Raw genomic sequence first — 15,408 nt, 5'->3', positions numbered from 1 at the left:
TAATCGTGATATGTTTTTTATCCTCTCAAAGGTGCTGTTGATCTTTATTTTACCATTTTCATGGGTCATCGCTTTTTTCCTTGCGGCTTTAATAGTAAAGAAACCACATCTTAAACGCCGCTTTTTTATTATATCAGGTGTAGTATTACTCCTGTTTTCGGACCCGTTTTTATTTAACCGGTTTGCCAACAGTTGGGATATAAAACCTGTACCACTAACAAAACCTGTATATAGCTGCGCCATAGTTTTAGGAGGATTTTCTGGCGGAGATTCAAAAGGAAATGGCTTTTTTAATGGTTCGGCCGATAGGTTTATCCAGGGGCTCAAATTACTTAAAACGGGCAAAGTATCACACCTCCTTATTTCGGGTGGTAATGGTCTTTTAATGCCAGGCGTTTTTAGAGAAAGCGCATGGGTAAAAACTCAACTACAACAATTACAAGTTCCTGATAGCTGTATAATAGTTGAAGAACATAGCCGCAATACCATTGAAAACGCCGCTTTTTCGAAGGTGCTGCTAACTCAAAAGCATTTAGCCCCGCCTTATTTATTGGTTACATCTGCTTTTCATATGCGCAGATCGCTGGGCATTTTTAAAAAACAAAAAACCGAAGTTATTCCTTACCCGTGTAATTACCTGGTGTCACCTGGTGATTTTTCACTAACTGAATTTATCCCAAGTACCGAGCCGTTATACCGCTGGGAATTTTATACGAAAGAAGTAATTGGCACTGCTGTTAATTATTTTAAATAGCCTTGTGCCCATATCCTTCTTATTTAATTAATTTGCCGCTTTAAAATTTGCTATTCATCCACATTATAATAAAATGACTTATTGCTTAGGAATTAAAGTTAAAGAAGGCCTGCTTGCTATTGCTGATACCCGCATAACTTCAGGAACTGACACTACTATAAAAAAGAAGATAACGATAGAACAAAAAGATAAATTCTCGCTCTTTATCATGACCAGCGGCTTACGGTCAGTACGGGATAAAGCGCTTGTGTATTTTAACGAATTGCTTGAAACTACTGAATACAATAAATTATACAAAGCCGTTAACGCTTTTGGAGAACAGGTAAAAAGGGTGGCCGATGAAGATAAAGCTGCACTCGAAAAAGCAGGTTTCAAGTTTGATTTGAATACCATAATTGGCGGTCAGCTTTCAGGCGATGACGAGCATAAGCTGTTCCTTTTATACCCCGAAGGTAATTGGGTGGAGTTGGGCCAGGGTGCGCCTTATGTAATTATTGGCAATTCAGGGCACGGAAAAGCCATACTGAACCGCATCCTAGACGAAAACTCAAGTTTGAAACTGTCGCTTAAAACCGGCTTCCTTTCATTTGATTCAACAAGGGTAAGTTCAAATAATGTTGATTTCCCAATTGACGTTGCACTTTACAAAAAAGACAGTTTTCATATTATTGAAAAACGATATGAAAAAAAGGACCTTGAATATATTTCAACGCAATGGGCCGAAGAACTAAAAACAGCCCTCGAAAATATATCTGAAGGCTGGATGGATGATGCTTTTAATAAGTTAGATTGAGGAAAGGTTGTAGTTGTTGTAAACGTTGTAGAGGTTAAAAATGTTAAGCCAATAAATCTTCATGAATTTTACAACTCTTACAACATTTACAACCCTTACAACTTTTCTAACCCTTACAACAACTACAACCCTTTACAACCAAAACAAATGAAATTCAACGTACTCACTGAAATGGAATATACAGCTGCATCAGCGGGTACTTTGATATTGAATATCCATGCGTTGCGTACGCCGCGTCAAACAATTATCAGTGAATCGTTTGTTATTGATCCATATATAAAGGTTGAAGAGCTGGTATCTGCCCAAAATGAGAACCGGGTGGTGCGGTTTGAAATGGAAGAAGCAAGCGCTATTAAGCTTACCTATAAAGCCACTATTGATAATTATTGCGAGGTAAAAAATTACACCAGCCTGGTTGAGATCCCGATTGCGGAAATGGATAATGCTGTTTTACCTTACCTGTACCCCAGCAGGTATTGTCAGAGCGATAAGCTTTACCGATTGGCAAATAACTTATTTGGTTATATTGAAAACCCATTTGAAAAGGTTTTAACCCTTACCGGGTGGATCAATAAAAACGTACAATATATAAGTGGCTTTACTAATACGCAAACATCAGCCTATGATACGGTTACGCAACAACAGGGGGTATGTCGTGATTTTGCCCATTTAGGTATTGCCTTATGCCGGGCACTTACTATACCTGCCAGGTATTTTACAGGTTATGCCTATAAGTTAAAGCCTGCCGACTTTCATGCCTGTTTCGAAGCTTATCTTGGTAATGAATGGATCTTGTTTGATGCTACCGGACTTGTGCCACTTAATGGCCTGATCAAAATAGCATCAGGCCGTGATGCGGCTGATACAGCAATAGCAAACATTTTTGGCAATGTTACCTTCACATCCATGCTGGTAAGCTGCGAGCTTGCCGAAGATAACTTCACTCCTTTTTACTACGAGCCATCGCAGCTAAAGGGTGTGTCATATCTATAAATTAAACTTATTTAACGACCAGGTCAATGGACTATTGACAAATGACTAAAATAGACGTCGCGGGCAGATTCGAACTGCCGTGTGGGGTTTTGCAGACTCCAGCCTATCCTCTCGGTCACGCGACTTTATAATAAAAACTACTTAATCACTTATCAGAGGACCGGAGGGGCGGGATAACCTATCTTTCTCCGTAAACGGAGCAGGAGTTAGCACCTTGTATTGAGTCTATAGTCTTGAGTATGTAATCGTAAGTCGTAAATAAAGTTGCGGCTTTAATCTTTTTTGACTCCGGACTCATGACTTTAGACTTAACTATAGTACAGGTTGCTAAGACTTCACAGGGCCTTTTCCCTCAGTCTTTCTGGATAAGCGAAAATAAAGAACGATTTGTTGATGCAAACATACGCATTAATTCTATAAATACTATAGATTTAATAGAATTAATTAATAAAAAATACAATTATCTGTAAATCAGTAAAATAAAATCACCAATAGGAACATAAAACTTTAATCTTATTAATATTTGGCTTCAAATTATTTACTGAGTATCAATGCCGCTCCAAACAAAATATTACTCAAATCCCGATTTGAGTAGCAGTAACCTGCAACTAGCGGCTTCTTTGCTTAACCAAACCACAAATCAACGCTGCTTTGGTAAATAATTATGATTCAAAAAATGAAAAGGAATTTAATTTTACTCACATTATTTATGCTGGTGCAAATAGTATTTTGCAATGCCGCCCCCTTCAGCTTAACTCAAAAACAGCAGGATTCACTGTCCGCTTACACCGGCAAATTTCAAACCATACAGGGAACCCCAATCACCTATGCCGAATTAATTATAGAGAATGGGAAGCTGACGGCCCGGCTGTCCAACGAGCAAACATTAATACTTAAACAGCTATCCGGAGACAACTTTGTTGTTCCCGAACAAAATTTAGCCATTAAATTTATAAGGGATCCCACAGATAAAGTTGTAAAAATTGCTGTGAATGGAAATATTGAATGAATAAAAAGTAATCCGGCAGCTCAAAATACGGGCAATGTTAAACCTGCCGTTCCTGCAGATTATTTAGGCAAGTACCAGATAATTATGAATGGGCAAACTGCAATTATTGAGATCTCTTTAAAGGACGGCCAACTATGGGCTACTCAATTATGGGATGGAGCACGCAGTGTACTTGACTATAGGTCAGGCGATGATTTTATGATCAGAGCTTTAAACATGCCGTTAAAGTTTAAAAGAGATCAAAACAAAAATATAATCCAAATGCTGCTAAACGGAAATGACCTGTTTACCAGGATTAAAAATTAACCCGTTCGCTGTATCCTACTAATAAATTAAATTATGAAACATATAAAATGGCTTTTTACATTTATGCTCTATTTCATAGGATACAGAACTGCAATTGCTCAAAAACATGTTATGGAATTAACACCGGCTATTAAGGCTGAAGTTGTTGACAGCCTTTCATCAATTTTAATTAAGAAATATATTTATTTAGATACTGCCGTTAAAATGAGCACCCGCATTAAGGGGCGGCTAAAAAGCGGGGGATATGGTACCATTGCCAATCCAAATGATTTTGCAGGGATACTTAATGCGGATTTGCAAACCGTTTACAATGACCTGCATATGCGCATCTATTACGATGCCGGTTTTGAAAAAGCTTTACAGACAAAATCGTACATGGAATCTGTTACCCGGCGGATGAGTTTTTTACAATTAGCAAAACAAAAAAACTATGGTTTTCCAAATGTCAGGATCCTGGATGGGAATATTGGATATATTTCAATAACTCAATTTTATGATCCTAATGAACAATCAATAGAAGTGGTAAAAAATGCATTTAATTTTTTAAAAAACGCTAACGCCCTGATCATTGATATTCGTGAAAACCCTGGCGGCGAACCGGATATGGTGAAATATATTTGCAACTATTTCTTTAAGGAAAAAACGCATCTTAATGATTATTATGACCGCCATACCAGCACCAACCAATATTGGACAAATCCAATAGCACCTTCGGCTACATTTGCTTTAATGCCTGTATATATTTTAGTTAACAACCACACTTATTCGGCTGCAGAAGAATTTGCTTATGATTTACAAAGCTTGCACCGTGCAACAATTATCGGTCAAACCACAGGAGGTGCCGCACATTGGGTGTCATCAAGCAGTATCAGTAACGGCTTTATTGGTAACATCCCGTTCAGAAAAGCAATTAATCCGGTTACAGGTAAGAATTGGGAAAAAACAGGTGTGAGGCCAAACGTTAACAGCGATAAAAAAAATGCATTGGACACTGCATTGGCCATTGCTTATGATTGCCAGATCAGCACATCAAAAGATTCGGCCATAATTAAATCAATAAAATGGTTCAGGGTTATTCTCAATTCAAAGCTTCACCCCTTTAAAACCAACACAGCTACATTAAAAGCGTACGCAGGGAATTATGACGGGCGACTGATCACTTTAAAAAAAGAGCAATTATATTTCACAGATACAAATGGTTACAGTATTGGTTTAATCCCGATATCAGCAACTGCTTTTACTTTCACAAATAATGATCGTCAATTAGAATTTAAGAAAGCGGATAACGGAAAAATTACCGCATTAAACTTTATTTACCAGGACGGAAAGATTGAGAATTTTACCCGGCTAAAATAAGATCATTAAAGCCGGGCAAAATTAAAATTACTTAAGCCGGTTTAACCGGGCTTCCCGTCCAGTCTGTACCCGGAGAAAGGCGCTCACCTTTCATTACTAATGATAAGGCCTCAATATTGGTATCATCTCCCAGCTCGCTATCATACAAAATAATGGTGCCTGAGCCAATACTGCTCCTTGCCCCTATTTTTACCGATCCTACCTTCATTACCCTGTCTTCGAATAAATGCGTCTGCGGACCGCAATCGGCATTGAGGGCTGCATCATCACAAATGGTAACCATATCAAACTCGGTAATATCAGTGGTGTTCATGAAGATCCTTTTTCCTGTTTTCACGCCCAGCAGCCGCATCATAATAGGCAACCAGGGTGTACCCTGCAAATATTCTAACAAAAAAGGGATAGATAATGCTTCGTAGGTTGATGTGATAGCTTCACTTCTCCATACATTCCAGCTCCACATTGGCCTTTGTTTAGGCTTATATTTTCCAATAAACACCCATTTTAGTAAAACAGTGATCAGGAATGCAGGAATGCCCATATAAAACAAATAATAAAAGGGAAAGTATAGGATTATCTTCCACAAAGGCTCATCAACTACCAGGTCATGACCGTAGGCAATAAATAAAATTGAGCAACAAATAATAGCGCTTTCAGGAAGGATGATCCTTATAAACTCAACCAGTCCCCTTGCAATTTTCCTGCTGGTTTTAGGATGGATAGTTAACTCAGCTGGAAAAGGATTACTTTCCTGCCTGCGTGGCAACGGAATTGCCGGCGAACCAAACCAATCCCGTGCATCGTTATCAGCCATTTGCTGTTTATCAGGCGGGGTAGACAATACCCCTATCAGCATATTGCCATTAAGGTGATACCCCTGCGGAATTAGCGCGCTGTTGCCAACAAAACTATTGCTTTCGATAGTAGTTTTTTCAAGAATCAGCTGCTGGGCGCGGATATCAGCTTCGCCAAGTGTTACTGCATCTGCAACAAAGGCGCCATCCCCAATCTCCAGCAACGGGTGTGTTACACTGCTTGCGGTAGAGATCTCCGTATCCTTACCTATTTTTGCACCCAATGCTCTGAAAAAGCCTGCAACATAAACCGTGGCATAAATAGGGTGTAAAACAATAAGACTTAATGACATTAGCTGATCAACAAACCATTTGCGCACATAAAACATACTGTAAATGGAATATTTGCCGGGTTTAACATCGTGTTGTAGCAAACGGGTAAGTATAATGGTTTCGGCGGCAAACAACAAAATATATAACAGGGCCAATAAAGGTGCACCTATCAGGTAGGTAAAATCATAATCACCGGCTGCATTATCCAGTTTATTTATGGTAATTATTGTTGGCAGCAGCGGTAACAGGATAATGAATGGGAAGATCATAATAAACAGCATAAATATCAGCTTATACTTACGCCTTGTAAATGCCGAAACAACCAGCGGTTGCGGAAGATCTTCAATGTTCTTTTTTTCTTTAAGCTGCGCCGGGCTACCCCGCCATACTTCGCCCTGGCCAATTGTTTTTCCGGGCTGCAGAAAGCTAAGGTCCTGCAACTCGCTCCATGCCTCCATAGTGCTACCGCCCGATATAATAGCGCTGCTGCCAATATAGGCATGATCGCCAAGGGTTATGGTGCGTAACTTTAGCCAACCGTCTTCAACAAAAGCATTATTTAAATTAGTTTGCGAGCTTATGCTTACATCGCTGCCTATAGTTATCAGGTCTTCGGCGCCAAAGGCAAAATCGCTTACCTGTGCATCAGGAGCTATTTTTACGCCCAGCAAGCGCAGGTATACAGGATATAAGGGAGTGCCGTTTAAAAACTGCGCAGGTAACAGGCGCTGCATGGTTTTTACAAACCACCATCTAAAATAATAGGTGCCCCAAAGCGGGTAATCGCCGGCTTTCATTTTGCCTATAACAAGCCATTTGGTTGTAATACACACAACCGTAAATATGGGTGGGATCAAAGAAAATAAAAGTAGCGATGTTATGATAGCATAAAGCACATTGTTGGTTTCCTGGTCAACATAATAATACCCCAGGTAAGGGATAAAGATCTGGAAGGCAAACAAGCCATATATTATAAGCAGGGCAACAGTTTGTGCAGTCCAGCAGGTAATATGCCTCATCAACGGTATTTTGTTAAACACCCGTTTAGGCTTTGCCACAGTTTCTGCGCGTGTGCTCCACTCCTGTATTAAATTACTGATAGGCCTGTTTATGTAAACATCTTTTAGTGATGAATTAGGCAAACCAGCATCGCGCCTTAGCTGGGATACAAAACCGGCAGCCAGCAAGGAATGACCGCCAAGGTCAGTAAAGAAATCCATTGACGGATCAATAGCCCTATTCGGGAATATTTTATGCAGCACAGCTAATATCCTGTCTTCTATCGGGGCATTAAGATCCAGTGTTCCGCTGGCTTCTGTATCAGCCGATAAAACTGGCGGAACAGGCAGTGCCTTGCGGTTTATTTTTCCACTTGGCATGCGTGGCATTTCTGGCAGCACCATTATAGTTGACGGGATCATGTAGGATGGCAATCCCTTTGAAAGCTCCATCCTAAAAGCACCTTCATCAATACAGGTCAGCCCTTCCGTCACTACATAACCCACCAAATGTTCCTGATCGCTGAAATCTTTTTTTACAGCCACAGCAGCCGATCTTACTCCTGCAATTTCGTTCAATTTGGTTTCAATCTCGCCCAACTCTATCCGGTAACCACGCAATTTTATCTGGTCGTCAATACGGCCTTGCATATCAACGCTTCCATTTTTATTGATTATGGCAATATCCCCGGTGCGGTATACCGTATTACCTGGCAAAGCGCTTAATGATGCGGGTTTTGCAACAAATTTTTCTTTTGTAAGCTGGGGCAATTTAACATACCCGGTAGCAACTCCGGGGCCGGTTATCACCAACTCCCCTGCTTCGCCAAATGGCAACAGGTTTAAAGCATCATCAACAACAGCAAGGTTATAGTTAGGCAGGGGCTGTCCTATTACAATATGATCATTGGGGCCAAGCTGTGCAATGGTTGCCGTTACCGTAGTTTCAGTTGGGCCATAGCTGTTAAAAAACTTCATCCCTTCTTTTGACCATTTGGCCAGTACCTGCGGGGTACACGCTTCACCGCCTGCATTTACCAATCGCAAGCTTGGCAAACTATCTTCCATAACTGCCAGCAGGCTGGGTACCGCGTGCAGTATGGTTATATTTTCTTTTCTTAAAATGTCGCTTAATTCATCAATAGCTTTTGATGTTGTATTATCGGCAACCCACAAAGTAGCCCCGGCAAAATAACTTATCCAGGTTTCCTCGCACCACATGTCAAAAGATACCGAAAAGCCCTGGTACACCTTATCGGCGGATTTAATTTGAATAACGCTTTGCTCCGATCTTATTAAATGACAGATCTGGCCATGACTAATGGGGATCCCTTTTGGCTTACCGGTACTGCCAGACGTATAAAGCACATAAGCACAATCAGATCCGCTTAGATCGGTGGGCAGCAAATTAATTTCAGCTGAAGTTAAAGCCTTGCTGGTTCCCGGGTTTTCGGGCGGGGTCAACATTAAACAATTAACATTAAGCTGCTGCGAGCTATAACATGCTGCAGCACCTACCTCCTGCATGATCACTTCAACCCGCTCGGCCGGAATTTCCCTGTCGACGGGCACATAGGCTGCACCAGCTTTAACTATTCCTACTATAATTACATGCAGCGGCAGACCCCGCTGCCACCAAACGCCGACCTTATCGCCGCGTTTTATTCCTTTTTTTGAAAGCTGCAGGGCAACTTCATCACTCCAGCGGTTTAGGCCGGCATAGGTTAAAGTTTCATCATGAAAGATAAGTGCGGTTTTATCTGCAAATTCACTTGCCGCTTTACTAAATAATGATGGTAGTGTTTCTTCTTTTATAAGGTCCGGGCGATTATCACCCAAAATAATACTCAAATTGTTCATATATAACTAAATACCGGCGGCTTATTTGGCTAAGCTAATTACATTCAATGCTAAACATTGTTTGCTATATTTAGATATATAATTATGAAATAGTTTAATCATATATTATTTAATAAAAACAGACTGGTGTTGGTATATTATCGGCTTCATGCTCCGCGATTTGGCCTCACCTAAACTGCGTAGCATTCATAAATGCCTTATAAACGGAATCATTACGGGACTAGCCCTCCCAAAGGGACTAAGCTGTGTACATATCTTTTCCTAACCCCCATCGGGGTTCAATATTGGTAGAAAAACAACAACCCAATAATTCGTGTGCCACAGGTACACAACCCCGCTGCTAAGGAATCTTCGTTAAATAGTCCAATAAGTTTCGCACCTATGGAGCGCAAAAAGTCATTTTATTTTTCTACCAATATTTTGCTCCTAAAGGAGCATGAACACATTAATAACTAAGACAAAAGATGTGTACACACTGTAACCTTTGGAGTAGGCAGAGTAAGGCGAACAGCGTTTATATCCAGCTCCCGTCAATTTAAGTATGCATTTATTAAACCGGCAGCTTAAAAAAATGCTATTTTTATAGCACACAATTGCTATATGATAATGAAGAAGCTATTACTTGTCTTTTGCCTGTTAACAATTTCGGCAAGCTTTACTTTTGCCGATACAATTGCTATTAATCATTTTGTAATTAAAGAAAATCCTTTTGCTAAAAGCGAGGTGGCAGTTGTAGCAACAGATACGGCAAACGTTATACAGGAAAATATAAATGGCGTGTTTACCTTTACTATGAATGGTTTTGAAGAACAGCTTACCTTTGATAAAGGCACCGCATTTTACAGGCACAAAATTGATAAGTCTACCTTTTTATATGCCAGGCACCAGAACGATAAAGGCACGCATAGCATACTTTATTACATTTATAAGCAAGATGATAAGCTAAGCCCGCTACACATTAGCTGGATCCTATTACTGGCTATTCCCTGCGGACTTGTTTTGCTGGCCTACATGTTTAAAAGGTTCATCATTATAGCCATTATCATCTTCTGCATTTTTATGTACTTTAATTATCACAATAACCTTAGTATCCCAACATTTTTCCAAAGTATAATTGACGGACTGAAGGGGATATTTTAGGGGTGAACCGGAACCAGGATCAAAGGATTTAAAAGATTTCTAAGATATCAGGAAATCCTTTAATCATGAGAATCATGGTTCAGACAAAAAACAGAACAGCCTTCATATTTGCTATTGAATTGTCTTGAAAAAAATCAAAACATTCGCACATCTGCATATCCGCACATTTGCACATCCATCTACTTCTTCCTGTAAAAAACAGGCAACTTTTTATTTGTAGCGGCTTTTATACTCTTCGTATTCCGCCTTGCCACTGCCTGTCCGTTCTTAGCACCTGCCAGGCCATTACCCGCCACAGTGGTTACCACACCCACCGGGGTTATTTTACGGATACGGTTATTGTTTGAATCGGCAACATATACATTACCTGCTGCATCAACTGCTAACCCTGCCGGGCCATCAAATGAGGCGGCTGTTCCGGTATTGTCGGCAGCTCCGGCAATACCACTTCCCGCAAGGGTGCTCACCGTTCCATCAGGTGTAATTTTGCGGATCAGGTTATTTATGCCATCAGCTACATAAACATTATTAGCTGCATCAACGGCTACGCTATTGGGGAAATAAAAAGTAGCTGAGCCGCCCGAACCATTTGAGGCACCTGCGGCGCCACTACCTGCCACGATGCTTATTACCCCGGCTGCACTTACTTTTAATATGTTGTTATTGATATAATTGGCTACATAAATATTTCCGGCTGCATCTGCCGCCACACCTGTAGGATTGCTGAATATATTTGTCTCCCCAACATTGGTACCGTTGCCGGCAAGCGTACTAACCGTCCCGTTAGGTGCAACTTTGCGGATCAGGTTATTACCGGCATCAGCTACATACACATTGCCGGCTGCATCAAGCGTAATGCCCTCAGGGTGAAAAAACGATGCTGTAGTATCTGCTCCATCGGCATAGCCTGTACTATCGCTGCCGGCCAGGGTACTTACTGCACCTGCGGAGGTGATTTTACGAATCCGGTTATTACCCGCATCGCCAACATAAACATTGCCGGCTGCATCAACAGCTATACCCGTTGGCTGGTTAAATGATGCTAAAAGCCCCGTGGCATTTATTAATCCCTGCGATCCGTTGCCGGCAAGAGTGCTTACCAACCCCGTAGGGCTTATCTTGCGGATCAGGTTATTGCCGTAATCGGCCACATAAATATTCCCCGCAGCATCAACAGCTAAACCAACTGGGCTGTAAAACGATGGTAAAGTATCCTTAACAGTTGTGCCGCCATGGCCTGTAGTATCAATAATAGTTGTAGTAGTATCGCGTGTTACCTGGTTAGGTATAAGCTCACGCTTACAGGCAGCCATAAATAAGGCTACCAGCATTATACAAATAACTTTAAAAAGCAGATTGGGGTATTTGTTTTTCATTGTTATAAATGTAGAAATTAATTAGTGATTTGGTGATTATTTGTTTGTCGCCCGGCTAACCCGGGAATAATTTTTATTGGGTGGTTTAAGATAAGAGTACTGCGAAGAGAACAAGACAGATCTTTTTTTTGAATCCGATATAAGGATCGTATATTTTAGGGAAATCATTCTAACAAATATCTGACTCTGTACACATAGTCCGTACCACCTGTCTTATGTCAGAATCTACCTTATCGCCATATACCTTCAAACAAAATTAACCAACTGATGTTCAAGTATTTGGTCAGACATGATAATTAGTGTAACAAAAATGTTATATTTAGTTTTTAGCTGATACGTACAATGAAAGAGGATACACCCAAGCTAGCCCGCCTGCATGAAATAGTTATAGCAATAAAAGAACTTTCAATTAAAATTGAGAACATGAAAAAAGAACGGGAAGTACTGGTTGATGAGTTTAAAAGGGTACAGGATGAAGGCGAAGAACTAAAAGAAGCATAGAATCGTCCTTTAAATAAATTAGTGAACGGCCTAATGATTAAAACGGCATCCCAACGCCAAAGTTAAGCTGCATAAAGTTATAAGTATCACCGCTGTTGGTTGCTTTATAGTTGGCTTTAAACGCGCCGGATTTAAAGAGTTCGTCAAAGTGATTAATCAATACCCATGAGTTAGACCCTGAGAATTGGGGATCTTTAAATTTGAATGCAGCATCAAGCCTGAACACAAAGAAGGCCAGGTCAAACCGTAAACCGGTGCCAATCCCGATAGCTGTTGATTGCAAAATATTATCAAGCCTGAATTCAGAATTAGGTTGATCGGGTTGTTTGTGCAGGCGCCAAACATTGCCGGCATCCATAAATACGGCACCTTTTAACTTAGCGCCAAAAAAATCATCAGCAAGCTTGTAGCGGTATTCAGCGTTAGCAATTATCTTTATTTCTCCGTATTGATCAAGGTATTTTAAACGTGTGCGCAAACTATCATTACCCGGGGTTGGAGTACCATAAACCGTTGCACGGTTAAATTGTCCCGGACCAAGCGTACGCGGTAGCCAGGCACGCATATCATTAGCGCCACCAGCATAAAACTCTTTTTCAAACACCCAGTTTATATCGTTGCTGTTACCATAAGGCACCCCTATACCCGGGTTTAGGCGAAATATGAACTGTCGCTCGCCGCCAAGACTTTTATAAATTCGAAGGTCAACCTCAGTTTTTGCATATTGGGCAAACGGGTAACCCAGTATCGTTCTTCTATTATCCGCGTCTCTTTTGGTATTAAGCACATTGCTAAGTAAGCTTAAGGTATTGCCGCCAACATCAAGACTCCCCCTAAAGTAAACGAAGTTTTTATAGGAATTTAATTCAATGGCGTTATACTGATACGTGTATTGGCTCCCCGCCGAAAATATGGTGCGCCCTATAAGCTTGCTATAAGCATATAAATTATTCTTTTGCAGCAGCACCAGTGCAACAGGGTCAATAGTACCCTTTGAAAACTCTATATCAATAGGTGTAAAGGTATGCAGCTTGCGGCCGGTCTCAAAAAAATCGTAGGTAATGGAGTTGATAAAACTCTCGCGCGAAACCAGTCCTTTTTGATAAAACAGCTGGTAGTTGGTTGAAAACGTGGTATGCGGCACACCGTATTTGCCTAATATTGGAAGATTAAATGGTGATATTATGCGCGGATAGATAAGGCTTGCCCCAATCCGCAGGTCTTGATTTTGAATAGCCGCCTGGTTAGTTGTACTGCTGTTATTATCAAATAATATGCTCCAGTTGGTTTTTATTTGCAATATGGCTGCATTTTTAAACAGGTTACGGTCGGTAAAGGTATTGCCCAGGTTATAGCCGAAGCGTCCGCCTGCAAACAGGAACTCACCCTCTACCCTGTCGCTAAACTGTTTAAGCGGCGTGATATCAATTTGGGTGTTAAGCCTGTTGGTACTATCCGGTAGCTTGGTATAAGTTGGGTTGGGCACATTGCGGAACACGTTAAGCTCGGATAAGCGTGAAGTGGTTAATGTTTGCTCATCAATATTGAAGATACGTCCTTTTTTCTGATATACGTAATCAGTAACCGAATGCGGCTTAAACTTACCCGAAAAATCAACATACCTGAATTGAGAATCTACCTGGATGGTGTCAGCCTTGCCAGTTGTGCGTCCATTACTTTTTGAAACCGTAACCAGGGTATTATTAATAGTATAAATTGGGTGCGAAGCCCTTCCGGCAGGGTTATCAATTGTCATTTTAATATCAACCACGCTACTGCGGAAAGTAGAATCGTATTGAAAATTAATGTATTGGCGGTAAAAATCGTAATAGCCATTGCGTTTCATTATCAGGTAAAACTCATCTCTGTCAAACGCAAGGCTATCGGTATCAAACCTGCCGCCTGGCTGTACATGCGAAAAACGGGGACGGTTAACACGGTAGAGGTCCTGCACTCTTTTATCGGCTATGCTGTCCTGAAGCTTCCTGATCCGGAACAGAGGGCCCTCAACTGCCGAAAATATCAGCTCGGCCTTTTTCTTTTTTATCTTGATGGTATCAGTGACTTTGGCCTTTAAATACCCTTTATTCTGTAAAAAACGCTCGATCTGTACGCGGGAGAATTCAACCAGGTTGCTATCAAGTATAGCGGGCGGCTCGCCAATATCGCGCTTGCCATTTTTACTGAACAGGTAATAAAATTGCAGGTTTATAACGTTATTGGGCTGCTGCTCTTTATCAACATACAAAACGGCGGCCTCTGCAAACTCCTTGTTGTCAACACCCTTTATTGTAATTTTGCGCACAAGCGACTCATTGCCTTTAAGCCTGCGCGTTAAACTGCATCCACTCCCGATAAAGAGCAGCAAAATACTTAATATTGCAAAGCGGTAACCATTAGGTTTAATATATGCTTTCAAAGTCTCAAATCAGTTTATTAAAGTCCTTACAAAACAAAAAAGAGCGTAAAGAGCACGGCCTGTTTTTAGTTGAAGGATACAAATCGGTTGTTGAATTCATTAATTCTCCCTACAAAATTGAAGCAATTTACCATACAGCTTCGTTCGACCCAAAAGTGCTCAATTTATCCCAAAAAATAAACTTATATAATATTTCTGTTACAGACATTGAAAAAATAAGCAGTTTAAAAACCCCGCAACTGGTTATTGCTCTTGTTAAAATACCTGTACACCCAACGCTTAATAACCAAAAGCTTAAACAAAAGTTCTCATTAGTTTTAGACGGCATCCAGGATCCGGGAAATATGGGCACCATTATCCGCACGGCAGACTGGTTTGGCATTGATAATATTATCTGTTCAGACGACACAGTGGATGCTTATAACCCAAAAGTGGTGCAGGCCAGCATGGGTTCGCTATCCCGTGTAAATGTGCATTACGTAAATATAAACGAAGTTTTACCACAGATAGGCTTACCTGTTTTTGGAGCGATGCTTAATGGAGAAAACATTTACAATACCCAATTTGGCGTTGAGGGATTGATAGTTATGGGCAACGAAGGCAATGGCTTACGACCCGAAGTTGAGCGTTTAATTAACAAAGCGATAACCATACCGAGGCTTGGAAAAGCAGAATCATTGAACGTTGGGATAGCTACCGCGTTATTTTGTGCAGAAATAAGCAGAAATAAACTTGGCAGCCAATAAATAATTACTATTTTTGCAACCTTGAAATTT

12 protein-coding genes and 1 riboswitch are annotated in these 15,408 nt (G+C 40.7%); of the genes, 9 read left to right on the top strand and 3 right to left on the bottom strand.

What is annotated here, in order from left to right; translation table 11 throughout:
- Positions 1 to 10: 10 nt before the first annotated feature.
- From BUE31_RS19525 to BUE31_RS19500, 6 genes are all read left to right on the top strand, one after another.
- On the top strand, positions 11 to 754 hold the full coding sequence (locus BUE31_RS19525) for a YdcF family protein (RefSeq protein ID WP_073405493.1): 744 nt from the start codon (positions 11 to 13) through the stop codon (positions 752 to 754).
- Positions 755 to 827: 73 nt separating this feature from the next.
- The gene (locus tag BUE31_RS19520; RefSeq protein ID WP_073405492.1) at positions 828 to 1,547 is read left to right on the top strand and encodes a proteasome-type protease; all 720 of its coding nucleotides are present in this window, start codon (positions 828 to 830) and stop codon (positions 1,545 to 1,547) included.
- A gap of 147 nt (positions 1,548 to 1,694) precedes the next feature.
- Entirely contained in the window at positions 1,695 to 2,540 is an 846-nt protein-coding gene (locus tag BUE31_RS19515; protein WP_073405491.1) for a transglutaminase-like domain-containing protein, read from the top strand.
- A gap of 175 nt (positions 2,541 to 2,715) precedes the next feature.
- Positions 2,716 to 2,912, bottom strand: a riboswitch (SAM riboswitch).
- A 304-nt stretch (positions 2,913 to 3,216) separates the two neighbouring features.
- Positions 3,217 to 3,549: a hypothetical protein gene (locus tag BUE31_RS19510; RefSeq protein ID WP_143167184.1), complete on the top strand. Its 333-nt coding sequence runs from the start codon at positions 3,217 to 3,219 to the stop codon at positions 3,547 to 3,549.
- A gap of 84 nt (positions 3,550 to 3,633) precedes the next feature.
- On the top strand, positions 3,634 to 3,855 hold the full coding sequence (locus tag BUE31_RS19505; RefSeq protein WP_073405489.1) for a hypothetical protein: 222 nt from the start codon (positions 3,634 to 3,636) through the stop codon (positions 3,853 to 3,855).
- A 33-nt stretch (positions 3,856 to 3,888) separates the two neighbouring features.
- Positions 3,889 to 5,211: a S41 family peptidase gene (locus BUE31_RS19500; RefSeq protein WP_073405488.1), complete on the top strand. Its 1,323-nt coding sequence runs from the start codon at positions 3,889 to 3,891 to the stop codon at positions 5,209 to 5,211.
- A 31-nt stretch (positions 5,212 to 5,242) separates the two neighbouring features.
- On the opposite strand, the gene BUE31_RS19495 is transcribed toward BUE31_RS19500, so the two are convergent.
- Complete coding sequence (locus tag BUE31_RS19495) at positions 5,243 to 9,196, bottom strand: Pls/PosA family non-ribosomal peptide synthetase (protein ID WP_073405487.1); 3,954 nt, start codon at positions 9,194 to 9,196, stop codon at positions 5,243 to 5,245.
- 606 nt (positions 9,197 to 9,802) lie between these two features.
- Here BUE31_RS19495 and BUE31_RS19490 point away from each other — a divergent pair.
- Positions 9,803 to 10,336: a hypothetical protein gene (locus BUE31_RS19490; protein ID WP_073405486.1), complete on the top strand. Its 534-nt coding sequence runs from the start codon at positions 9,803 to 9,805 to the stop codon at positions 10,334 to 10,336.
- Positions 10,337 to 10,515: 179 nt separating this feature from the next.
- Here the strand turns inward: BUE31_RS19490 and BUE31_RS19485 are convergent, their stop codons facing one another.
- On the bottom strand, positions 10,516 to 11,712 hold the full coding sequence (locus tag BUE31_RS19485; RefSeq protein ID WP_073405485.1) for an NHL repeat-containing protein: 1,197 nt from the start codon (positions 11,710 to 11,712) through the stop codon (positions 10,516 to 10,518).
- Between the two features lie 342 nt (positions 11,713 to 12,054).
- Between BUE31_RS19485 and BUE31_RS31125 the strand changes: the two genes are divergently transcribed.
- Entirely contained in the window at positions 12,055 to 12,213 is a 159-nt protein-coding gene (locus BUE31_RS31125) for a hypothetical protein (RefSeq protein ID WP_159440712.1), read from the top strand.
- Positions 12,214 to 12,250: 37 nt separating this feature from the next.
- On the opposite strand, the gene BUE31_RS19480 is transcribed toward BUE31_RS31125, so the two are convergent.
- Positions 12,251 to 14,632 (bottom strand): translocation and assembly module lipoprotein TamL, encoded by a 2,382-nt coding sequence (locus BUE31_RS19480; RefSeq protein ID WP_083620117.1) that lies wholly within the window; start codon positions 14,630 to 14,632, stop codon positions 12,251 to 12,253.
- Between BUE31_RS19480 and BUE31_RS19475 the strand changes: the two genes are divergently transcribed.
- Positions 14,623 to 15,378, top strand: coding sequence for a TrmH family RNA methyltransferase (locus BUE31_RS19475; RefSeq protein WP_073405484.1), 756 nt, complete (start codon positions 14,623 to 14,625; stop codon positions 15,376 to 15,378). The two genes, BUE31_RS19480 and BUE31_RS19475, sit on opposite strands and share 10 nt — an antisense overlap.
- The last annotated feature ends 30 nt before the right edge of the window (positions 15,379 to 15,408 follow it).

This window comes from Mucilaginibacter sp. OK098 (assembly GCF_900142915.1).
GTDB lineage: Bacteria > Bacteroidota > Bacteroidia > Sphingobacteriales > Sphingobacteriaceae > Mucilaginibacter.
Note: the sequence above shows the minus strand (reverse complement) of the source record. Positions and strands in the feature narration are given on the sequence as shown.